Raw genomic sequence first — 22,691 nt, 5'->3', positions numbered from 1 at the left:
CTTTTGAAGTGAGGTACTGGAAACTTATCTCTAAACATATTCAAACGATGATAAATATTCCGTGGACACAGCTATAGCTTTCCGCGCCTAGCCAGGTATAGAGCAATGACCATTGCAGGAAGATTCAAATTTAAAGATTCTTAATCGCTATTAAATTAATAGATTAATTTATGGTTCGTAGTTTATAGTGTAAACATCTCCGTGTTCAGTGCGACATAAATTTTACTCTCAACCTGTAATTTCTCCTCTTCTGTCAAATTAGTTTTGTCCAGAAATAGCTTTTTTATAGCTCTTTGAGATCTTGCTGGTTTGTGCCCAAATCGTTGTGTTATTTTTTCACCTTTCTTGAATATTATTAGCCTAAAGCCCCTCTTAAGTTGTTCACCAATTTGAACCCATAGATAATTGTCAGTTTCTCCTAAAGAAGATCCGAAAATGCATATAATATCTGCAGCATTGATATAATTCACACATTTTCTGTCCACAAGATGCTGCTGAGTCTGATTCCCGACTGATTTAATTAGTGCCTCTAAAATCTCCCGATTCGTTCTAAAATCAATCTTTCCAAGTTGTGATTCGTCATTGACGCCTAAAATTGTCCTATCATCAGTATATCCATGGATGTGTTGAATATCACCAAACTTCACCTTACCATGCGTATGTGAGCCTATATAAGTGCTAGGAAATTTACCATCAAGAATTTTCTCCAGTGTTCGGGTATAGTTAAGTGTAATAACATCGACCTTCCATGTTGCGGTTCCAAACTGTTGCTTGAAATTGATTAACTCTTCTTTATAGCCTTGTGCTAACGATGATTCTGGGGTATATAAATCGATCAATAATTTACTGGTATCTGCATCTTTAAGCTCAAATTTCAACTCTTCAGCTTCCAAATAATCACAAAGGTTATTAACTATATCCTCGTAAACTCTGTCGAATTCATTGATATCATTTAAATTCTTTGTAAATATTCCAAATGCAAGTTCCAAATCCGACCAATTCTCGAGGTCTAAATTAATATCTTCTTTCAGCTTATTTACAAGTACATCATCCGATTTTTGGTGTTTATAATAATTGTAGAAATCTAAATATCGTGTTTTTAGACCCAAGTTTATGTCAAATCCATTTCCAATTATAAATAATATATTCATTTATTATTTAGGCGTTAATTATATGATTGTCAAATATAAAAACTTATTAAATGCTCACCGCCTGCGAACTGAGAAAATGTGTGAGAATCAGCAGTTGCACCGCAACGGGATTCGATCTATGTTTTTACACAAGCGATTGGCGAGATACTTGTATCAAGTATCATGACGATCGTGCAGCGTTTTCGATTGCGCAGGTGAGCTGAAAAGTGGAATGCGATTAGATTTATCCAGGATGCAGCGAAGCAAATCCTAGATAAAGATAGAGAAAGCATTCATGAGGCGACTGCTTTGCCAAAATTAAAACCATGACAAAGCGTAGCTATGGCGTGTGTTTTAAGTGGCATTAACCTCGCCGAATACCGATCTTCCTGATAACGTGAGCACTGCCTCAACCGATCCATCACTGATTAAAAGTAGCCGCAGAAACTTAAAAGAAAGCTGTCTGCTGCTGAACCACTGATATAAAGACTAAGCCATTCCTTTCTCCGCTTAAGCCACCCTTTGGAGAGAGGAATGGATTTAGGATGCATGAATAAAATGATTACTAAGTTAATGTGAACGGTTTGCAATTGTTATAAATATCTTTCAATGCATGAAGTAACTCGTTGAGATCGAGTATTTCATCATGAAACACCACGGTGTTATTAAAAGAGTTATAACCTCTATGCGTGAATTCTGGAATGTGACCGTACAGTCCGCTGTTAAAATGAGGGTTCATTGATAAATCTGTGTATACTCCCTTAGAGTTATCGGAAAACCATTCTTCGACACGTTCATCATAATGTTCAAAGTGATTCCGAAACTCACGGCTTGAAAGAGGATTGTCGCTTACAACTTTTAGTATCTGTCTTAACCTTTCGCCTCGGGCTTTATATTTTAATCGTGGCCATAGGATTTTAGATACGTTTCCTGCTGCGACAAGAATAGATTGAATAGAACACCATGTCTCAACATTGTCAAAATGCTCATGAGTATCCTGCAATCTCTCCGATGCTCTAAAAGCAATTTTAGTTTGAAGGACTATTTCGCCTATTAAAATCAAGTCATGAAACAAATACATAATAATTGGTCATACTGGGATGTATCATTTGATAAGAATCATTTAAAGTATTTAAGTTATATAATATATATAGGTTTCGCAAGGATTGTAGTATGCTAGCATCTTTAAATAGGTAGTTAATTAGTTCAGTGAAAGCAACCAAATGTTAATAATTAGCAGTCTAACAGTATTATACGTTTTGTATTTTAGTGTCATGGATAATAGTAAAGATTACATCATTTCATTATTAAAAGATAAATTTGATTATGAGCAAAAGCGTAAAGACGACTTTGAAACCTCTTTAGGCATTACTATTTTATCTGCCCTTTTCGCTGGAGCTTATTTCGTTGTTAGCGATTCATCATTACAGGGGATCAATTGCTCTTTGTTAACAATAAAGTGGATATTGGTAATTCTTTTGCTATTTTCTTTGGTTACAACATTGGTACTTCTTTTTATCGTTTATTTCGGTTTTAAACGATACTATTTTTCATTTCCAGATAGCGATACGGTTTATAATACTGATTACAAAGCCCTAGAAGAATATACTAAAGAACATTATGCTGATTCTTACGAGGAGAGTCTGCTTGATAACCTAAAAAACAAAGTTATTCATTGGTACTTGGACTGCAACACCAATAACACCTCCGTTAATGACAGGCGTAGCAATGCGCTGTACTATGCAAAGATGTCAATCTGCATATCATTGAGTGTTGGTCTTGCACTTCTGATTTTAATTTGTTTTATTAAATCAATATAGTATATCTAAAACTAAGGCTCCACCACCCCCCACCACCATCTAGTCCTGTAAGAAGAGAAAGAAATCTCCCAACAATAAGACCAACCCCACCACCAACTAAACCACATAAATAATATGGCTAAAGATCAGAAACCAAAACCACCACCTCCCCCGCCATCTCCAGTAAGGAGAGAGAAACAGGAGCAATTTCCTATTAAAACTAAGTAGATAGTAAGAGCCACTTCGGTGGCTCTTTTCAGTTATGATATGATTAGATTGGTCGCTGTCAATCCGTAGTTGCTTAATCAATTTCAAACATTACGGTGTCATTGATATGAACTGGTTGGTTTAATCCTTTCAGACAGAATGCAATTTCTTGTTCATTCTCATCCTCTATAAATCCTCTTCCCTCGGAAGCATTTACGCTTAGTATCTTTCCTATTCTCATTTGTTTAGTACAAAGAGCCATAAACGCACCAAAGTTGAGGATAGATTCTAAAGGGGTATTTTCTTACCATATGATAAGAAAACCAGCTAAAAAGGATCTAGCCTTTATCCAATGTTCCCTCCAAATATTCATCATAGTTCTGATTAATATAATTATAGATAGCGATTGCGTATGGATCTCCAGAACCCTGTTCAACTGCTATGTAAGCATTAATTTCACTAAAATCCCCTGCTATTAACATGAATGGCACTTCTCTTTCAGGTAAATCGTTATAATAATCTATTGCTTGATTGATAACCATCAATCTTCCTGTAAAGCCTTCTTTTCTGTTAACCTTAAACCAAAATCTGTCTTTTGAAAGTTTAGAGTCTATTGCAGTTGGTTTAAACTTGATTAAATGTTCAAACACAGCATTTGTAAAATTAAATGTTCGTTCAAAGTAGTTTGATAGGCCACCATCAGTATTTAATGCTTTATATCGCTTTTTCTTATTGAATATCTTTTTAGATATCTTTATGCTCGCTTCATAGTCCTCCTTTGCTTTATTAAGGAAGCTTAATAGTTTTTCTTTGTCGTTCATAATGTCATGTATTTACTTGACGAAACTCATCGTAATCCCAATCATCGCAATTGAAATGATGATTGAGATTACAAATGAACTTTGGTCGTAATTGCGTTGTTTATAACAGTGATTTACGAAGCTGAATGACAGCACCGTAATTATAATTAAAACGAATTGCATGATCTGTGAGCTATATTAACTTAACCGTACAAATTCTCTCACCTCCAATTGTATATTCAATTTTAGCTATCCCACAATCTATACAATTTCCAATTAAGGTAGCATCCAAACTTTTACAATCTTCGAAGAACTGTTTTATCAAAGCTTGCTTCCATTCCTTCGCTTGTAAGAAGTCATCATATGAATATGCGGAAAGCGATCTTGATTGGTTAACTGATAATTTAGACTTGATGTTTAATATCTTATGATATTCGATTGAATTCGCCACCAGTTGACTATCATTGAAGTTGATAACGATTATATCCTCAGATGTTCGAATCTCAGCATTTACACCACTATCTCTGTATAGCTGTTTTATAAATATACTTATCTTGTTTCGTGCTTCAGCGATGTGGTTAAACACGTTGCTTAACGTGATTCCAATTGACATTGAGCCATTGCTAGGCGGTTGTATCACAATCTTCATTTGGCCGATGCCTAAATGCTTGTAGCGGTTGGTAAATCCAACTGAATTTCCATAGGACTGTATTTGGGAGCCCTCCGTATAAACTATTCCTGAACTTCTATTAGAAAGTGTATCTCCCTGCCCTGTGTAAACCGGATTAAATTTATCTGCTAGTTCAAACTTAGGTGTTGTTATTTGATCAATCCTTGTCACAAATGTATTGGCTGCTGAATCAACAGATTCTAACTTTGCGTCTTTTTTAAGTAAGTTAATTAACGTTTCATAATTGCGTTGCTCGTTGGGAAATACAATGTTAAACCTTTCAATCAGGTGATCTCCCTGCTGTTGTTCGTAAACAAATATCACTTGATCATTTAGCTTATAGGTATTTGTTCTGGTATTGCCATTCTTTATTGTTGATTTTAGTTTGACTATGTATAAGTGAGTAAAGTTGTTTCGATCACCATCCTTACTAAAATCATTGGTTCTATCTAGAAGATCGGTAATAACTTTGACACTAAGCTTTGAATTAGTAGAGAATGGGAAATGGGTAGTGGAAAACGATTTAAGTATTTCGTCTGTCATTGATTGAGAGTTAAGTTTCGATAGTCCTCTCGATTGATCTTGATGCATAAAGCGCAGGACTGAGCTATGTCTGCGTCTAAGAGGTTCGGCAAAAAACCCGACAACAACAAACAAGCCAGCACCTGCGCTTTATGCACAGGCGTGAACTTATCTGCTCTTGTTGTCTTTGTAATTTTGCCGATTCCTTAGACAAGAACTGATAGCTTACGCTATATCTTAAATATGTTAATTAGTATTTACTTCTTATTATGTCAATATCTTATGGAGTTGATTTAGTTGTAAAGATAATAACGAGATTTAAATAAGGCGCATTTCTGCGCCATATTTTATGATTCTAGTTTATCAACTGTAGCAATGGAAACATAGTTGTTCTCCCCCTCTGCAACCCTGCGATAAAAGAAGTTATGCAACTGATCTGCTTCTTGAAAGTTCACTCGTAATGCGTATTCAATACCACCAGTGTTATCATGCGATTGGGTAATTTCATAGGCTTTCCTTAAAAATTGGTTTGTAAGTCCTGAACCGAAACGCTGCAATGCTTCCTGACCAAGATCTATAAAAATAAATGATCGACCATCCTTACTATTGGACAAGGTAATGTTCCAGAAGTAATTTAGATGTTCTAAAATCATGTTGCTTTTGTATTCGTTCTTTACGTGATCAACCGTTGCATAGGTTCTGTACTTTGCCAAATCGAACTTTCGTAATTGTTCAGTTGCTGCATCAACGATTAGATTGTATGCTTTTTGTACTTCTGTGTTTACTAAAACTTGCTGTTCGTTTATAACAACAAATTGTGTCTGAGGTAGCGCTGCCTTTGCAGTCTTTGTTCTTGCTTGCATCTTAATAGATTTTTAAATGTGAAACTTTGGTTAAATGAAGAATGCTTCCGGTTGGAAGCATTCATGTTAAATTGGTGTATAATAGAAAAGCACCGCTTTTAGAGCGATGCTTTGTGATTTTATTGATTCTAAATAATTAGTATTGTTATGGAAGAATATTGCCTCAAACCTTTCTAAATCTGATTAGGTGGTAAATCTGTCGGTTCGGATTAGTAATCTGCGATTCGATTTATCTAGATTACGATGTCTCGATTTTAGTTTCAAAGGTGGCGAGCTTGGTTACCACTTCTTTTGATTCTTAGAATTGGAGTTACAGAGGTAGAAGTGTAAATACTTTTAATCTCCCAACTGAACGAATGCGGGGGTTTGTGGTAATAGAGGCTTCGGGAAATCGCCTCATATAATGTTATATGCAAGTAGTAAAATACAAAATAAAAAAAAATATTATAGGCGCGATGATGCAATTTGTTATCATTATAGCGCCAATTATACTTAATACTTTCCATTACAGGCGCTATATGCTGGGCTCAAATACCCATTCCAAAATAATGAGCAAATTCTGTTGAATCCCTATATAAAGGAAATCTAAAGACTTAACTGGAAATTGGATAAAACACTTAGAAGGCATCAATCCGCCAAACATGCTTGTCATGTAACTTTGTGGGCTTAACATCTGAGAACATTGATTTTATCTTATTCGCATTTACCTTGGGTGTTCTATCGCTTGCAAAATTTTCATCAAATACATTATGCCGTTTATATAGATCTAATAGATGTTCCTTTAAAGGATCGGTTTCAATAGGTTGATTACCAATTATGTTGTATAGGTCAAAGGCGACTTTCTTCATGGCTTTCTTGTTCCTGGAACGAACGAAATATTTACGCAGTTTGCTCATATTATATTGTTCTTTCCTCATGACTTCTGCTCCAATCTCATCGTAATATTCCACTATATAACTTAACTCGATTGGCAATGAGCGCTCTAAGCTTGAATAATTTTTGAACGATTCGTCCCTAACCTCTTTTAAAGAATTCAAAAATTCAACAACCTTCTGTACCTTGAGCGATTCTTTTAGGTTTTTATTGAATTGAGGTATAATGGGGATTTTTATTTCATTTATTATTACTGAATAATAGGCGCTCTCCCAAGCTTCCTTTATAAAGTTTACATGGTTGTATTCTTGATTGCAATAATCAGCATTGATTAATCTATCAACTTTATAATGATTTAGAGTCGCGATCCATGTTGATTCATCGGTATCAGCGTACTTATCGATTGCGGCTTTAATATCGTCATCCATTTTTACACTAGCTTCTTTAGTTTTAATTAAGTGCGAGTTGTAATGATGAATTACATCATTCGCGGTATAAAATAAATCCGCTTGCAATTGATTAAACGGTTTAAACTCTTCAACTGACCTATCATTTGAGATATGTATAATACGGTTTGATTCCATGCGGTTTCTCCCAACTGCCTGAACACATTTGTTTGAAATGCCAGTCTTCAAGGTTAGGCTGTTGTAATCAGACACAATAATCATTGTAGCATTATCGTCCCATAAATCCCATCCTTCAAAGTACTTGGTAGTGTAGAAGTTGAATTTTGAAAAGGTATCCTCCATTGGAATATCTTTGAAATAAACTCTAACCTCATCAAGCTTTTCTTGGTTAACCTTATCATCCTTACAGAAAATGCTGCAATCTTCGAGGTTTGCCATTCTAATTGCTCCAGCTATTCCATTCACTGTATTAAGAAATATGTGGACTCTATTAGGAAACATATTAGGGTTGATCAGCAGATAATGAAGGCAGTCATTTACGGTTTTAGTTGACATAACCTCAACAAGCCCTAGTTTCTCTGAAAATTGTATATCATATACGTCAAACGTCTTCAGTTGTGGTGCAGAAAATCTAAAAGGTGTTGCGCTAATAAATGCTTTATTAGTGAAATTAAAAACGAAATTAAATGCATCTAACATTCTCTTTCTGTAAGCTTCAGTTATTGCCGTGTGCGTTTCATCAAACAGAATGAACCATTTACTATAGAGTTCATTTAGAGGAAATCCAGATTTTACTATCTTTCTCAATGATTCTGGAGTGCAGAATATCTTCTTGTAATCCTTTCCGTTCATGAAATCTCTTAGTAGCTGTGGTTTGAAATCAACAGCCTTTCCCCTTACCACATAATGGTTAGGTTTTAACTTTCCATCTTCTGCAAAGCATTTGTTATCAATGATTGCGTTCGTCGGCACCACGATTATTGAGTTTCTATCTTTGTTGTTTATCTCTAGGAACGTCCCGCCAATGCCACATCTTCCTTTATTAATTATTGCATTTGATGGCAACTCTGTAAACACATCTGTTAAATACTGGTCTTTACTTAGCTCAAATGTATAAGTTGTTTTTGCTGTATCAACTTCAGTTTTAATGTGGTATTGAGATTTAAATAATCTTGCCATGCTCTTCATTTAGGGTGGTTTTTTCTCCCTTTCTACTGCAAAGATTCTTAAGATGAGAGGCCTAATTTGCACAACGGAAGTGCTTGATTTAAATGCTTATTATAGCTTTGATTATCAACGAAGTATGAAGCAAAAAAAAATGAGGCATCTCTGCCTCATCTCATTGTTTAAATTGCGTAATTTAGAAAGCTTGATCTTGTGTTTCTTGATCCGTTTGATTTTGATTACCTATTCTTGCGGCTTCTGATTGATTTTGAAATTCTAGATCATCGAGAAAGATTCCATCTGCAATATCTTGCAACATGGAATCATGTTCTTGCTTTTGCATTAAAGCATCCATTTCGAATTCGTTATGATTATCTTTAAGTTGCTCAAAAGCAGACGAACTCTCAAATCTCCATTTTACGCAGCGTTCTGGTAAAATGTTTAATTCATCTATCTTGACCGTTCCATAAATTAAATCATATCGGTCAATATGATTCGGACCAATTGATGCTTTGTTATACAATGCTCCAATCTTAATAATGCAGGTATTAATGCTGAAATGGTTGCTAGTAAATTGTTTGTAATATGCCTCTGCACAGTCAACCATTTTACCATCGATTAGTTGTTGGAATACTTCTCTGATTTGATATTCGCCGATTTGAAGTGATTTGATGTTCATTTTGATTCGATTTAAGTGATTTTATATTAGTGTACCTCTATGGCACATCACAAAAGTCCCTCAAAACGAAATCTTAAACCTCACAATAGAAATAGTCAGTTTAGATTTTAGTTATAGCACTGGCTGTCAATAGAATAAAATAAGGCTATATTAATTTAGATTCCATTGGCTCTTCTCCGCCTTTATTAGTAATAACCATTCTCATATAGTTTAAAGCGTCCCTTTCAACTTCATGTACAACCGGAATTAAGTTGTTAATTTTACAAACAGCATAAATAACACGTAGTTGATCATTAGTTAAAAATGCACCATTAGGATTTAGCTCAGTATATTTATCGGTGTATTCCTGCAAACGTTTAGCAACGGTATAACGAAGTAGCGATTCGAATTTGAACTTACTCATTATAGATAGTTTGTTAATTACATTTTGTACCTCATTTGTTGTCGAAATACTTTCATTTTGGATAAGCTCATCAAAAGTACTAGAGTAAAGGAAGTTATTCTCCTTAATCATTGTAATCACTTCGGTGATTAATGTGTTAACGGCAGCCGTAATTATGCTCGCATCTATTATATTAGTGTAGTTGTCGAATTCTTTACCATATAAATTGTGCGTCAGCTCTAAACGTAATCCGCTATATTGTGAGGCCTCTTTTATCGCAAGTAAACGTTTTAAGGTCAATAGGTGTTCTATGATTTTATCGTTTAGTCTTCCATCTTGTTCAGAAAATCCACCCTCATAGGCAATTAGGTGTTGCGTTATGTAAATCAAATGTCCCATATGAATCCAAACACCTAGGTCAGCCAACTTCTTTTGAAACTCCATATATTCATTTATGGAATCGTCAACCTTTTCAGATTCTAAGTATAAAGAAAATTCAAATGGTACATCTTGAATTTCAGACTGCTCTTCTCTTAAATCATATTTCTGTTTAGCTGTAAAGTGATAATCTTTGAGAACTTTATAAGATATATCCTGAACTCCTTTTATTTCATGTAGCGGCATCGTGTAGACTGTTTTAAACAAAATTAGTAATTCCAAGCTTCATGTCCGTTTAGCCTTGCTCTATTTATTATCTTTACCATTTTAATTTGAGTTAATGAAAGATTACCACAGACAAGACCTATTATCCCTTGCTTTCAATATGGGAGTAGAAATTAGATCGGATGCAGATTTAATTCAGTTTGAATGCGAAATGATATTAAACGGAGATTTAGAGATTGAGCCAATCACACCAGATGTTTCTTCAAATGATAGCTATCAAAGTATTGTAGAAAAGCAGACTGAGCAATTGAAGCTGATCCAAGATATACATAATAGTTTATTCAAGAGCAGCTCCAACTCTAAATCTATTTCACAGGCAGATAATATTCAGCTAGAAAAGGCAAACATATTGTTAAAATCTAATACATCTAAAAAAAGAAAGTCCTAAATCAATATCAAAAGCGCCCTTAATGAAGTTTGGAGCGACAATTTAGCCCATATTTACACGGACATTTCACGGACAAATTCGTATATTTACACCACTATGCTAGAAAAGAAAAGCCCTTTAAACAACAAAAAGGCCACCTTACAGGTAGCCTTTAATGTGGTGGAGAATATCGGATTCGAACCGATCACCTCTTCACTGCCAGCGAAGCGCTCTAGCCAAATGAGCTAATCCCCCAAATTTGATTCGCAGTTAAACAGATTTAAGCAATTGCCCCTGTGCTGTTGAGGATGAACTATCCAGCTGCGTTGCAAAAATAGTAATAAGTTTAACTAATACAAATGATATTTAATCTTTAAGTTTAAATGCAAATAAAGCCATAAAACAAATTACCGCCATGGCCGAAGGTAAAGGATTGGTTATAAATAAGAACAATATAAAAGTGGCAATCAGCAGCATCACCATAAACAGCATTCCTTTTTGAAAAGAGTTCATGAAAAAGATGGCGATAATTGCCAGAAGATAAAAGGGAACGATAAGAGTGGCTAGAAACATTCACCCAAAATAATATTCCCGTATTAAGCTTAAATTAAGCGGTAATTAAATCCTTAATCTCTTCGTTTAGCAAGGCTTGATAGTGGTCAACAAACTGTGATACATGAAAACCGTCCATCAGGGCGTGACTGACATGAATGGAGATGGTCATGATTTTCCTGCCGTCGAGATCTTTCACTTTACCAAAAGATATTTTGGGGCAGCTATCCTGATAGGAAAAATTACGGGCGTGCGACAAGGATTTGAAATCGAGCCATGGAAGAGCAGAATAGTGGATTACATTTTCGCCGGAAGAAGATGGGATTAGTCCGCTGGTATTTTGCACCTGCTGAATTTCTTTTTCGGCGCCTGCCAGGAATTCGTTGAAATTTTCGTTGAAATCGATGTAGCCAAAACCGAAAGTTCCGTTAGGCCGGTTGATGGTTGCGGAAGCGTGCACCTGATTGTATTTCCAAACCTCGCCATTGATAATGCGGTAACGAAAAGGCTCTATGGCATTTGCTGCCTGAAGCGATTTGTACAGGTAAAGCAAAAAGAATGATTGTTCTTTTTGTTTAGCCTCCTGATAGGTTGAAGTGCAGTCTACTTCTACGCTGATGCCGAAGAAAGGCTCTGTGAAACTGTTAAAAAAGTTAAAGTGATCTTTTCTGATCCAGGTGTTGATATCTATTTTTTCTCTCATTCTAATAATTTAGGTAAAACTTCAGACAGGCTTTCCATCTGATAAAAATTGGCATGTTCAATGGTATGATCGATATGCTCGTGTACCCAGGTGGTATGGTAGGGAATATGTACTGCATGCCCTCCAATGTTTAATACGGGCAAAACATCCGATTTCAGTGAGTTGCCCAGCATCAGAAATTGTTCCGGTTTGCAATCGAGGTGTTTCAGCAATTTTCGATAATCCGATTCCTGCTTATCGCTCATGATTTCAATGTGGTGAAAGTAATGGTCCAATCCGGATTTGTTAAGCTTCCTTTGCTGATCGAGCAAATCACCTTTAGTTGCCACCACCAGTTTATATTTTCCTTGTAATGCTTTTAAAACCTCTTCTACGCCATCAAGTAATTCTATTGGTTTGCTGAGCATTTCCTGACCAAGCTGAATGGCTCTGCTGATGACTTCAGGATTGACTTTTCCTTCAGTTATCCGCAATACCGTTTCAATCATACTGAGCATAAAACCTTTAATACCATAGCCATAAAGCGGTAAATTATCGATTTCCGTTTTTAAGAGTTCGGCTATGATGCTGTGGTGGGGCATAAAATCCTCCAGCAGTCCGGCAAACTTGGCTTCGGTTTCCCGGAAGTAGGGCTCATTTACCCACAGGGTATCATCTGCATCGAAAGCAATTACGCTAATTTGATTGTTCACAGTTATTGCACTAATTTCGTGGTGCAAATGTAGATCAAGCTAATTAGATTAAAAAGGACATTTGTCTTAACAGGAAATGATGTTACGCACCAACTTATCACTTTTATCTTTTATTGAGCGTTATTATGCCGGCAATGAGGAATCAAGAATTACCATCAAGTCATTCCCGGCAGGGTACAGATTTATTGAGCAGGGAGAGCAGATACGCAACATTTACATTGTGAAAGATGGTATTACCAAGTGTTTTATTTCTGAGGAAAACGGGAAGGATTTCATCATTGAGTTTTTGGGAAAGGGGGAGCTTGCCGGAGAACTGGAGGCCATTAAAAAAATTAATTGCCTTTGTAATGTGGAAGCCATTACGGAGGTGACAGTGTTTGCCATTCCCGATCATGTTTTTATTTCCCTGACGGAACAAAATAACGAGTTTAACCGCCTATTGCTTCAGGAACTTTCCACACGGATTATTCAAACCAGCTCAAGGGCATCTTTTCAGCAATTGTACACACTGGAATACGGTTTGGAAAAACTGTTAAAGCTGCAAACAGACGAGCAGATTTTTATTTCAAAGGAAGATATGGCGGCCTATCTGGGGATATCTACACGGAGTTTTAACAGAGTATTAAAATTGGTTCAGGAAAAAAACAGTTGATCTATAACAACAATGATTCATATCACCAAGTCTGCGGATGTATGGAAGGGCATCATTGGTATAGTTATTGTATGTAAAATATTTTTTTGCTACTGTAGCGAAATCAAACAAACAAACGTTTTAAGCTTAAAATGATCTGCCGGATACATTATAAGCACATACACAAATGAATAACCATGCAAAAAAGAACCTTTACATTGACCATTGACATTTCCAGAATGATCCCCATGGGCGCATCCTAAAGTATTTTAATTTCCAGATATCCTAATTTCGTATAAAAATCACAAGGAATTATTTCCTGGTAATAACTAATCTATTAGTAATCTTATAATTATGAGCGCTTTTATCCACATCTACTCAAACTCACTCACTGACGAACTTATTCCAACCCTTTTAAAACGGCTAAATGAACATGAAACCGTTTTGGATATGAATCCATCATTTTCTTTCAGAAACCCATCAGGTTCACTTGCAATGGTTTTTAAATGGGACAAACCCAGCATCACCTCTTTCAATGAAAACAACTTGAAGTTGAATTTCAGTACGGGAATGCAGTCTTTCAATTTAAAAGAATATAAAAAGAAGCTATTTAAAGACAAGCTGGTAAGGCAAAACTTTTTGCAGAAACTGTTTAAAAAGAAAAAAAAGAAAGCTGCGGCACCGGTAAAATTAACTGCAGAAATTGAAGAACAACTGGAAAAATACAACAAGGTTTTCTCACTGAAGTATTATAGCGGCAACTTATTTGAAAGCCATTTCGCTACCCTTATTGGGGCAATAATTACCGAAATGGGGATTGGTGTGTGTCATTTTACCCACGAGAATACCTGGTATACCCATAAAAATGTATTGGGTGAATGTCTTTCCAATCTTTACACATTAGAAGAACTACCTAAACACATTAATAAGAATGCAATTGCTGTAGCCAGCTAAAAATCCATTTCATCTACCTATGCAAGGTCCTGGCATTATACCAGGACCTTTTTTTATTGTAAAACATATTCTCCATAGCTGTTGTTTCTGGATAGCCTGAGCGTTTTAATATAAACAATACAATAACTGAAGAAGAACTCATCGAAATCAGGAAATCTTTCTTTAGTTTTATAATAAATTAATAGTTCATCATACCAATAAAAACAAAATCGAGATATAGAATATGAATGTAGCAGACGTATTTAAAAACAATGAGCAATGGATCACTGATAAACTGGCCATCAATCCTGATTATTTTACAGAACTGGCTAAAGGACAAACCCCTGAATTTTTATACATCGGCTGTTCGGATAGCCGTGTAACGGCAGAAGATTTAATGGGTATAAAACCAGGAGAGGCCTTTGTACACCGTAACGTAGCTAATCTGGTAAACAACGTAGATTTAAATGTGATGACCGTTTTAAACTACTCTGTTCGCCATTTGAAGGTGAAACACGTAGTGGTTTGCGGGCATTATAACTGTGGTGGTGTGAAAGCCGCTATGCAGCCTGCAGACATGGGTATCTTAAATCCGTGGTTAAGAAACATCCGTGATGTGTACCGTACCCATAAAGATGAATTAAACGCGATTGAGGATGAAGGAAAACGCTATGACCGTTTGGTGGAACTGAATGTTCAGGAACAGTGTGTAAACCTGCTTAAAACAGCGGCAATTCAACAAGCGATTACAGAGCGTGGTTTAACCGTTCATGGCTGGGTATTTGATATTCGTACGGGTAAGCTTATCGACCTGAAACTGGATTTCAAAGCCGTATTGAAAGACATTAAAGAGATATATGACTTGTACTAGTTCGGGTAATAGATTATAAATGGAAAAGTCCGGAGTACAGGTTTGATGACCAGAACTCCGGACTTTTTTTGTTTTAGAGGTGATACTATCGTCCCATCCAGCCACCGTCAACCGTTAGGATCGTTCCGTGCACATAATCGCTTGCACCAGAGGCCAGGAATAAGGTTGGACCTTTGAAATCCTCCGGAGTTCCCCATCTTCCGGCGGGTATACGTGCCAGTATCGATGTACTTCTATCCTGATCTTCCCTTAAAGCAGATGTATTATCAGTTGCAATGTAGCCAGGAGCAATGGCGTTTACATTAACCCCTTTAGCTGCCCATTCATTGGCAAACGCTTTGGTTAATGATGCGATAGCACCTTTACTGGCAGCATAGCCTGGAACGGTAATACCACCCTGGAATGATAAAAGCGAGGCCGTAAAAATAACCTTCCCGCTTCCTCTGTTAACCATATCGCGGCCGATCTCTCTGGTCAAAATAAATGGTGCAGTCTGGTTAACGGCAATCACTTCATCCCACATTTCATCAGGGTGTTCGGCAATTGGTTTACGCAATATTGTTCCGGCATTATTAACCAGAATATTGATTACCGGATGATCTGCCTTTACTTGTGCGGCAAATTTAAGGGTAGACTCACGATCGCTGAAATTACATTGATAAGCATAAAACCTTCTTCCCAGTGCAGTAACTTCCTGTTCTATTGTGCTTCCCTGCAGTTCAAGATTGGCAGAAACTCCGATAATGTCGGCGCCGGCTTCAGCAAGGGCCAGCGCCATTGCTTTACCAATTCCCCTTTTGCAACCGGTAACCAGCGCAGTTTTACCAATTAGATTGAATATATTTTGTGACATAAGATCTTAATTTTTATGATGTTTTATTTGACGGTTATTTTCAATGGTGTTTTCAATTGTTGCTGAAATTCTTTTAAGTACTTAAACCACGCGGTTTCATCAGCAATTCTACCACCCTTATTCCATGCTGCACCGGCATAGTAAACATAAGGGATATTATTTTTAACTTCAGTTAAGGCTAATAGTTGTTTTGGTTCTGCCAGGGTGCTCGTAAATGATTTTCCGCTTACAGCGCCTACGCCGGTTATCCCATCCGCTCCGTGTACCGGTTCCCAATATCCGATTACGCCACTTTGATCCTGGAGCGTCTTCATTTGTTTTTCGCCTCTGGTTGCCAGACCAATGGCAACAGGCAAACTGCCGCTGCCTGACCAGCTATATACATTTTCGATTTTGTTTAATTGTGAACCTGCATCGATCGATATCGTTTTAGTTACCTTCACCTTCTTTCCGGCAACATCCCATTCATCATAAGTAAGCTGAAAAGTGGAACGCAAGGGACCATTATCCAACACTTTAGAAGTGCGGTAATTACCGGAATAGTAAACTTTGTTATTCAGGTATGGTGCCATACTTCCGGCACCAAGGGTGAAGCCAACGCTATAATAATCTAAGCCATCGCCATGATCTTTATGATAATCGTTCTTTTTATAGCGGTCGTTTACCACAAGCTTTTCTGTGCTTTTCACCCACACATCGATACCATAGGCATCCTCTGATGTTTTCTCTAAAGCCTTACCATACATCCTGAAAGCGATACGGTCGTTTTCCCAGGCAAAATCATCTTTACGTTCGGGCACATAGCGGGCAAAAGTTTTTGCTACAACTGGTTTGGCTTTTGATGCAAAGATGAGCAAGACCAGGCTTTCCTGCGCCTTTGCAGAAACCTGTAACAACAGGTTTTGTACTGTTTTTTCACCTTTATATTCAAGCTGATGCGGGATTTCAGTTTCTGTATTCTTGTTCATCACCAAAAACTTGGCGGTATCAATTTTCGGATCTGCTTTTAAAATCTGCGCCCAGGGAATTGAAACCACCACATCCGCCCTGTTAGCAGAAGATGAATTTTTAATTGTTATGGTTGGGTATTTCTGCTGTGCAAATGCATGAGAAGAGAATAATAAAAGCAGTACAATACAGTGAAAGATTCTTTTCATTGTTTATAGGATTGAGGTAAACAAACAATAAGCCTGGGGTAGACCCCAGGCTTATTTTGAATAACTTATTTTAATTCGGTAATGGCACAGTGGTCCATGTCGCCATAGTCGAGGTTTTCACCTGCCATGCCCCAGATAAAGGTATAGTTACTGGTTCCTGCACCGGAGTGTATTGACCAGTTTGGAGAAATAACGGCCTGATCGTTCTGCATCCAGATGTGGCGTGTTTCCTGTGGCTGCCCCATAAAATGACACACACTTTGTCCCTGAGGCACTTCGAAATAGAAGTAGGCTTCCATTCTGCGGTCGTGTGTATGGGCTGGCATGGTGTTCCATACACTGCCTGATTTCAGTTCGGTCATTCCCATCTGCAACTGGCAGGTAGGCAATACGCTATTCACCAAAAGCTTATTGATGACGCGGTGGTTTGCTGTTTCAGGTGTACCCAGTTCCACAATCTCTGCATCTGCCTTGCTCACTTTTTTTGTTGGGTAAGTGTGGTGGGCAGGTGCCGAATTGATGTATAATTTTGCAGGCTGTACAGCATCTGCCGAGGCAAATGTTACTGATTGCGTACCTTTCCCGATATATAAAGCTTCTTTATATTCCAGTTCGAATTTTTCACCATCAGCAGTTACGATGGCTTTACCACCAACATTGATGATTCCCAGTTCCCGGCGCTCCAGAAAATAAGTGGCCTTAAGATCATCAGGATTAGGTAGTTCAAGAGTTTGACCAACCGGCATAGCACCACCTACGATGTACCTGTCGAAGTGAGATAATGTTAAGTTTACCTGATCAGCCTCAAAAACATTTTCAATCAGGAAGTTTTCCCGCAAAGCAGCGGTATCCATTTGTTTTACTTCTTTAGGGCTTTGAGCGTAACGGCTTTCGAATTTATTCATTGGTTAAAATTTGAGATAAGGTGAAACAATAAGTTCCGGTAGCAAATATATTTATACCATGCTTATTATTTGAATGAATACCGAAATTATTGAAAATTAACGTATAACCAACGTTTAAATTTACTTCTGATTTCCCAGATACCATTTTTTATAACGGGCCAATGCTTCCAGATAATAATAATCAGCATAGATGAGCGGTACATCAATTTCTATATTGAGCGGGTAGGCACCTGTACTGTGCATTAACAGAAAACCACCATTGGTTCCCGGCTTCGCCCGGTAGGCATCAGTTGATAAGGAATATATCATGGTTTCGGCCGCAGCTTTGTATGTTTTCGTTTCATCTTCCGGCGTATACTGACCCAGTTCAAGGAGTGCTGAAGCAATCAAAGCACCTGCAGATGCATCGCGTTTGGCATATGGAATTCCCTGTGCATCAAAGTCCCAGAAGGGTATTTTATCTGCCGGCAGATTGGGATGATTGAGGATAAATTTTGCTATTCCCCTGGCCTGAGCCAGATAAGCCTGGTTTTTAGTGAAACGGTACATCATGGTGTAGCCGTAAAGTGCCCATCCTTGTCCGCGTGACCAGGCCGAGCAATCAGCTGCTCCCTGCCAGGTTGCTTTTCGCCTTACCGCTCCGGTTTCCGGATTATAATCGATTACATGATAGGAGCTGAAATCAGGGCGAAAGTGATTCTTCAGTGTGGTATTTGCATGGTTAATGGAGATTTCCTTATACTTTGGATCTCCACCCTGATCGGATACCCAGTTCATCATTTCGAGGTTCATCATGTTATCGATGATGACCGGATATTCCCAATACTTGCTTTTATTCCAGGATTGGATGGCTCTTACCGGCTCATGGTAACGGCTGGCCAGCGATTCTGCCGACCGGTTGATGATGGCTTTATATTCAGGCTTGCCTGTGATGCGATAGGCATTTCCAAAACTACAGTACATCATAAAACCCAGGTCGTGGTTGCCCGTATAGGTTTGATTGGGTTCAATCAGTTTCAAGGCCTCTTCGGCCTGTTTCTTTATGGCAATGTCTTTGGTTTGCTCAAAGATATACCATAAACTCCCGGAATAAAAACCACTGCACCACCAGGTAATTTCTTTATTTATTGACTTACCATCCTGATAACTTTGGGGTGTTTTACCCGGTGTAATGTTACGTGCGAGGACTTTGTACTGGCTGGTGGCAAACCTGAATTCTTCATCGATAAGCTGTGCCATTGGCTTTACAGCAGTTTTTTGTGCGGAAGAAGTTACACCTGAGAAAAGCAGGAGGCTAAAGATCAGACTTTTGTTAATCATATTGGTTTGTTAGGGTTTTAAGTTGAGGGAAAGATTGATGATGCTGATGATTTTACTTGTACACACGCACATAATCCACTTCATAAGTTAACGGTAAAATACGATCGTCGAGCCGGCCGCCGAGCGTGCCTTCCCGCCCAAGTGCCATATTGAGCAGGAGATAGAATTTCCTTCTGAAAGGATTATAGTCTTCATGATCTGCTTTACTCAGGTCGTAAGTGAAGTAACACTTATCATCATAATAGAATTCAATCTTCTTTTTATCCCAATTGATGGCATATACATGGTAATCTTCCCAGGGTTTCCCTACTACAGGCTTTTCAGTTTGATAATGGTATACATCATCTTTATCTGTAAAGTGTGTGGTTGCATAAACCTGAGTTGAATCCTTTCCTACATACTCGAGGATATCAATTTCACCACAGAAAGGCCATTTGACTTCCTGGCGGTTTACGCCGAGCATCCATATTGCGGGCCAGGCGCCAATGCCTTTGGTCACTTTAGCCCTCACTTCTACCCTGCCATACCGGAAATGTTTTTTACCAAGGGTAATTAAGCTTGCGGAGGTATAGTTTGCGCCTTTGTAAGATTCTTTGATGGCCTGGATAATCAGTTTTCCATCTGCTACCCTGGCGTTTTCGAGGCGCTCCCGCGTATAGTACTGTGGTTCTTTATTACGGGCGAATCCGGTTTCATAATCCCATTTGCGCTGATCAGGTAAACCGGTATAATTAAACTCGTCGAACCAGATTAATTTTCTTTTAGGTCCGTTACTTTGGGCAAAGCCCTTTACACATAGAAACGCTAATAATGCAGCAAGTACAATTTTCATAGATGAAGGAAAAAACCGGCTACACCTTTTAAACAGCGTAGGTGCAGCCAGTCAAATATTAAACAAACAATTATTTCATATGCTTTATGTTACCTTAAAGCGATACAAACATATTTGTTAAACTTGCTTTCCTTGGGTGATTATCCTAAACAATTAGGGTGAAATTCCTAAACATTGTAACAAATAGCACACAAAAACGTAGTTTGGGGCGGTAATTTTTTTATTGATGTGCATGATTTGCTTTCAAATAGGATATCAGATCTGCCGGGCGGTCGCTTTGGATCACCAGAGGCTTAAGTTCCAGTAACCAGGCCCAGCTCCCTTTTGTATCTTTTTGTTCAACGGCGCGATCATCGTCGTGCCCGCCGTTAAGTGAAGGCCACAAACTATTCAGCCAGATGACCTGACTTTTCGCAATTGCAGGAAGTGATTTTAAGGTGGATAAAGTATCGGTATTAAAAATGGGCTGGATAACACTTTTTGGAAAAGCTTTATAGCTTTTGATTAGTTCAATGGCATCAGGCCCGGCCATGTTAACTACGACCATCAGCGCGGCATCCGATGGGATCTTTTCTGTAGAAATCAATTTACTGTAGCTGATGTTATCTCCAACGTTTACGATGGCCTGATTCAAGGTTCCGGTTTCATTTAATACTTTGAATACTTCAGTGAGGTGGTCGTTCCCTTTATCTACATTAATCAGTATTTTCCCTTTTGCGGCAAGCATCATTTCTTTAAATGTGGGAATGGGGTTTAAGGTTACCCTGCCGAGACCGTTTTTAAGTCTGAACTTACTTATTTCTTGAAAAGTATAGTCGCTTACTTTGCCTTTTGCGTTGGTGGTGCGGTCGATGGTTTGGTCGTGCATGACCACCAACACGCTGTCTTTGGTCATTTTCACATCAAGCTCCATCATATCAAAACCTTTATCAATACAGTTTAGCAGCGCGTTTAGGGAGTTTTCGGGCGCATTGCGCCAATCGCCACGGTGTGCGGCAACAAGTATATTTTTATGGTTTAAATTAAAAAGTGTAGTCAGTTTAGCTGCAGGTTGCTGGGCAAAAGTATTCAGGGCATTTAGAACCAGTACTGATGCGATCAAGATTTTGTATTTCATCTTTAAAAATATAAAAGGGCGATTGATTGCTCAATCGCCCGGGGTTTGCCATTTATTAATATTTTTAGTAGCCAGGATTCTGGTACATTTTTTCCGGATTCAGTTTGTACTCATCAAAAGGGATCGGGAAGTACCTGTCTTTTGTGGTAAAGTTGCTGAGTCTGGCATTTCCAAAGTTGGCTTGTGATTTAGCTTTGAAAAATGTTACCAGCTCAGTGGTAGTAAAGAAACGCAGCAAGTCAAACCATCTGTGGTGTTCGAATGCTAACTCTACGCGACGCTCATGTAAAATAGCCAGTTTTAAAGTTGGGTATTTAGCATTATAGGTAGCGTTTGTGCGTGCTACGGCGTATAATGGAACACCTGCCCTTGCCCTCACCATATCCAGGTAAGTTATGGCTGCTGCGTCGTTCCCTTGTAACATATTTACTTCTGCCAGCATGAGGATAATATCTGCGTAGCGCATGAGGGGACAGTTGTTACCGCCGTAGCCGTTTACACCTGCATTATCACTGACATCACGGTACTTGGTTACAAACCAGTCTAATACACGCGTATCTGCAGCATACTTGATTGAAAAATCTTTACGTGGATCACCAGTTTCATAATCCAGCACTAAATCGGGCGTAACGTTACCACCCACGTTTGTAGCTGCCTTTTTGGAGTTGATCGTTTCGCCCCATGCCTGATTATTTGCAGCAATGCTGGAAGCATAACTGGCATTACCCTGAATATTTACAATTTCAAAGATAATTTCGGGGTTACTATTTTTCTTTGTTACGTCGAAAACATCTGCGTAAGGCACTGCTGTTAATGAAGCAAAGGGTTTTAAATTGTAAGCTGCCGTTAAGTAAGTATTAGCGTTAGCAAGATTTTCTGTTTTACCCGCATCCAATGTAGTTGCCATGGTCAAATACACCTGACCTAATAAACCATTTATAGCCGCTTTAGACACTCTTCCGGCATTTGCTCCTGTGGCGAGGTTTGGGATTAAAGTACTTGCCAATGCATCCTTCAGGTCAGATACAATCTGCGCATAAACTGCTGTTTGTGGTTGCCTGTAAGTATTTTCGGTTACCTCTGCTGTTGAGTTTAGTTGTTTGGTAACCAATGGAACGTCGCCCCATTTTCTAACCAACTGGAAATACATCAATGCACGAAGGAATTTGGTTTCTCCCAAATACTGGATTTTAATTTCCGGATTTGTAAATGGAACATTATCAATATTGGATGTGATGATGTTGCATCTGCTGATTGTTTGATAAAGACTTCCCCAGTGATTTTTCAAGTAAGCATTACTAGGTGAAATACTAAAGTCTCCAAACTGAAATGGCTCGCCTGCATTACTCTGATTATCATTTGTACCTGTATCATCAGAACGCTGATCGGTATACAAGCCACTGTTTTCACCAATATTATCTCCACTTCTCAATGATGCGTAAGCACCATTCACCGCAAGCAATACGTCGTTCTGCGAAGTGTAGTATTGTGCAATATTTGATGCATTTGGATTTTCCTGTTCCAGAAAATCTTTTTTACAGGCCGACAACGATATCAATCCTATAAAAACTATCAATATATTTTTTCTCATTTTATTTG

At 38.1% G+C, this 22,691-nt stretch carries 23 protein-coding genes and 1 tRNA gene; 5 read left to right on the top strand and 19 right to left on the bottom strand.

The annotated features are described in order from the left end of the window. Window positions 1-182: 182 nt before the first annotated feature. Complete coding sequence (locus AC570I_RS21710) at window positions 183-1,151, bottom strand: AbiH family protein (RefSeq protein ID WP_497407164.1); 969 nt, start codon at window positions 1,149-1,151, stop codon at window positions 183-185. 544 nt (window positions 1,152-1,695) lie between these two features. Then, window positions 1,696-2,211 (bottom strand): hypothetical protein, encoded by a 516-nt coding sequence (locus AC570I_RS21705; protein ID WP_497407163.1) that lies wholly within the window; start codon window positions 2,209-2,211, stop codon window positions 1,696-1,698. 193 nt (window positions 2,212-2,404) lie between these two features. Here AC570I_RS21705 and AC570I_RS21700 point away from each other — a divergent pair, with 193 nt between their 5' ends. Then, window positions 2,405-2,950 (top strand): hypothetical protein, encoded by a 546-nt coding sequence (locus AC570I_RS21700; protein WP_497407162.1) that lies wholly within the window; start codon window positions 2,405-2,407, stop codon window positions 2,948-2,950. Between the two features lie 524 nt (window positions 2,951-3,474). On the opposite strand, the gene AC570I_RS21695 is transcribed toward AC570I_RS21700, so the two are convergent. The 6 genes from AC570I_RS21695 to AC570I_RS21670 all read right to left on the bottom strand — a co-directional run bounded on the left by AC570I_RS21695 (window position 3,475) and on the right by AC570I_RS21670 (window position 10,120). Continuing rightward, window positions 3,475-3,957, bottom strand: a complete 483-nt coding sequence (locus AC570I_RS21695) for a hypothetical protein (RefSeq protein WP_497407161.1) — start codon at window positions 3,955-3,957, stop codon at window positions 3,475-3,477. Window positions 3,958-4,129: 172 nt separating this feature from the next. Continuing rightward, window positions 4,130-5,149, bottom strand: a complete 1,020-nt coding sequence (locus tag AC570I_RS21690) for a hypothetical protein (RefSeq protein WP_497407160.1) — start codon at window positions 5,147-5,149, stop codon at window positions 4,130-4,132. A gap of 326 nt (window positions 5,150-5,475) precedes the next feature. Further along, entirely contained in the window at window positions 5,476-5,991 is a 516-nt protein-coding gene (locus AC570I_RS21685) for a hypothetical protein (RefSeq protein ID WP_497407159.1), read from the bottom strand. 617 nt (window positions 5,992-6,608) lie between these two features. After that, on the bottom strand, window positions 6,609-8,450 hold the full coding sequence (locus AC570I_RS21680) for a DEAD/DEAH box helicase family protein (RefSeq protein ID WP_497407158.1): 1,842 nt from the start codon (window positions 8,448-8,450) through the stop codon (window positions 6,609-6,611). A 181-nt stretch (window positions 8,451-8,631) separates the two neighbouring features. Continuing rightward, window positions 8,632-9,114, bottom strand: a complete 483-nt coding sequence (locus tag AC570I_RS21675) for a hypothetical protein (protein WP_497407157.1) — start codon at window positions 9,112-9,114, stop codon at window positions 8,632-8,634. Between the two features lie 145 nt (window positions 9,115-9,259). Next, entirely contained in the window at window positions 9,260-10,120 is an 861-nt protein-coding gene (locus AC570I_RS21670; RefSeq protein WP_497407156.1) for a hypothetical protein, read from the bottom strand. Between the two features lie 94 nt (window positions 10,121-10,214). Here AC570I_RS21670 and AC570I_RS21665 point away from each other — a divergent pair, with 94 nt between their 5' ends. Next, window positions 10,215-10,547, top strand: a complete 333-nt coding sequence (locus tag AC570I_RS21665) for a hypothetical protein (RefSeq protein ID WP_497407155.1) — start codon at window positions 10,215-10,217, stop codon at window positions 10,545-10,547. Between the two features lie 157 nt (window positions 10,548-10,704). On the opposite strand, the gene AC570I_RS21660 is transcribed toward AC570I_RS21665, so the two are convergent. From AC570I_RS21660 to AC570I_RS21645, 4 genes are all read right to left on the bottom strand, one after another. After that, window positions 10,705-10,781: transfer RNA gene (locus AC570I_RS21660), tRNA-Ala, on the bottom strand. 111 nt (window positions 10,782-10,892) lie between these two features. Beyond that, window positions 10,893-11,099: a hypothetical protein gene (locus tag AC570I_RS21655; protein WP_497407154.1), complete on the bottom strand. Its 207-nt coding sequence runs from the start codon at window positions 11,097-11,099 to the stop codon at window positions 10,893-10,895. A 34-nt stretch (window positions 11,100-11,133) separates the two neighbouring features. After that, a complete protein-coding gene (locus tag AC570I_RS21650; RefSeq protein ID WP_497407153.1) occupies window positions 11,134-11,781 on the bottom strand; it encodes a CatA-like O-acetyltransferase in 648 nt (215 codons plus the stop codon). Further along, window positions 11,778-12,473: an HAD family hydrolase gene (locus AC570I_RS21645; RefSeq protein WP_047801344.1), complete on the bottom strand. Its 696-nt coding sequence runs from the start codon at window positions 12,471-12,473 to the stop codon at window positions 11,778-11,780. Before AC570I_RS21645 ends, AC570I_RS21650 begins: the two co-directional genes overlap by 4 nt. A 76-nt stretch (window positions 12,474-12,549) precedes the next feature. On the opposite strand from AC570I_RS21645, the gene AC570I_RS21640 reads away from it, so the two are divergent. The 3 genes from AC570I_RS21640 (at window position 12,550) to AC570I_RS21630 (ending at window position 14,908) form a co-directional block, all read left to right on the top strand. Continuing rightward, entirely contained in the window at window positions 12,550-13,125 is a 576-nt protein-coding gene (locus tag AC570I_RS21640; protein WP_497407152.1) for a Crp/Fnr family transcriptional regulator, read from the top strand. 333 nt (window positions 13,126-13,458) lie between these two features. Further along, complete coding sequence (locus tag AC570I_RS21635) at window positions 13,459-14,058, top strand: hypothetical protein (protein ID WP_497407151.1); 600 nt, start codon at window positions 13,459-13,461, stop codon at window positions 14,056-14,058. A gap of 223 nt (window positions 14,059-14,281) precedes the next feature. Then, window positions 14,282-14,908 carry a carbonic anhydrase gene (locus AC570I_RS21630; RefSeq protein ID WP_047801347.1) on the top strand — a complete coding sequence of 209 codons (627 nt, stop codon included), beginning with the start codon at window positions 14,282-14,284 and terminating at the stop codon, window positions 14,906-14,908. Between the two features lie 85 nt (window positions 14,909-14,993). Here the strand turns inward: AC570I_RS21630 and AC570I_RS21625 are convergent, their stop codons facing one another. From AC570I_RS21625 to AC570I_RS21595, 7 genes are all read right to left on the bottom strand, one after another. Continuing rightward, window positions 14,994-15,761: an SDR family NAD(P)-dependent oxidoreductase gene (locus AC570I_RS21625; RefSeq protein WP_497407150.1), complete on the bottom strand. Its 768-nt coding sequence runs from the start codon at window positions 15,759-15,761 to the stop codon at window positions 14,994-14,996. Between the two features lie 23 nt (window positions 15,762-15,784). Next, window positions 15,785-16,918, bottom strand: a complete 1,134-nt coding sequence (locus AC570I_RS21620; protein WP_497407149.1) for a BT3233 family polysaccharide utilization protein — start codon at window positions 16,916-16,918, stop codon at window positions 15,785-15,787. 65 nt (window positions 16,919-16,983) lie between these two features. Next, entirely contained in the window at window positions 16,984-17,823 is an 840-nt protein-coding gene (gene kduI, locus AC570I_RS21615; protein WP_497407148.1) for a 5-dehydro-4-deoxy-D-glucuronate isomerase, read from the bottom strand. Window positions 17,824-17,943: 120 nt separating this feature from the next. Beyond that, window positions 17,944-19,143 (bottom strand): glycoside hydrolase family 88 protein, encoded by a 1,200-nt coding sequence (locus AC570I_RS21610; protein ID WP_497407147.1) that lies wholly within the window; start codon window positions 19,141-19,143, stop codon window positions 17,944-17,946. A gap of 52 nt (window positions 19,144-19,195) precedes the next feature. Continuing rightward, complete coding sequence (locus AC570I_RS21605; RefSeq protein ID WP_497407146.1) at window positions 19,196-19,975, bottom strand: glycoside hydrolase family 16 protein; 780 nt, start codon at window positions 19,973-19,975, stop codon at window positions 19,196-19,198. Window positions 19,976-20,195: 220 nt separating this feature from the next. Continuing rightward, window positions 20,196-21,092, bottom strand: coding sequence for a glycerophosphodiester phosphodiesterase family protein (locus AC570I_RS21600; RefSeq protein ID WP_497407145.1), 897 nt, complete (start codon window positions 21,090-21,092; stop codon window positions 20,196-20,198). A gap of 64 nt (window positions 21,093-21,156) precedes the next feature. After that, window positions 21,157-22,683: a RagB/SusD family nutrient uptake outer membrane protein gene (locus AC570I_RS21595; protein ID WP_497407144.1), complete on the bottom strand. Its 1,527-nt coding sequence runs from the start codon at window positions 22,681-22,683 to the stop codon at window positions 21,157-21,159. Window positions 22,684-22,691: the final 8 nt, after the last annotated feature.

This window comes from Pedobacter sp. A2324 (assembly GCF_059693705.1).
The sequence above is the reverse complement of the archived record's forward strand: the minus strand, read 5'-3'. Positions and strand labels throughout refer to the sequence as shown.